Origin of the sequence: Haloferula rosea, from assembly GCF_016595525.1 — a bacterium.
GTDB lineage: Bacteria > Verrucomicrobiota > Verrucomicrobiia > Verrucomicrobiales > Akkermansiaceae > Haloferula > Haloferula rosea.
In genome coordinates this window covers 1-383 of record NZ_JAENII010000062.1, presented here as the reverse complement: position 1 = coordinate 383, position 383 = coordinate 1, and the positions used below count along the sequence as shown (strand labels likewise).

Below are 383 nucleotides of genomic sequence, written 5' to 3'. Positions count from 1 at the left end.
AGATCACCATTCCGAAAAACGCGCGCTGCCGACCCCAAAACCGCCTCAAATCAGAAACCGCCCCCATGACTCACCGCTGTTTTGGACAGCAGTGAGGATTGATCCAAAAGGGGTCAGTCCCGTTTTTCCAGCATTCGCTCACAATCCTTCAACATTCTACCCAGCCTTTTCTCTTCCCTGACTCGCCTCACAGCCCGTGTCACATTTCCCTCTGTCCCCATTCCGAGGCGATCCGCCACCCAGGCATTCCGCACTCCTGTCCGCGCCCGGATCAGACTCGCCAGCACTGCCTTCTCATCGAGCCAGCGGCCACGCCCCACCAGATCCTTCGCTTTCAGCGGCAATCTCATCCACTCCAGCCCCGCCTTCGCCAGGCGCTCCGC

1 protein-coding gene is annotated in these 383 nt (G+C 59.5%); it reads right to left on the bottom strand.

Annotation, left to right across the window (positions count from 1 at the left end; all coding sequences use genetic code 11):
- Positions 1 to 113: 113 nt before the first annotated feature.
- The coding region (locus JIN81_RS19215) for a hypothetical protein (protein ID WP_234045627.1) at positions 114 to 383 on the bottom strand (270 nt) is incomplete at its 5' end.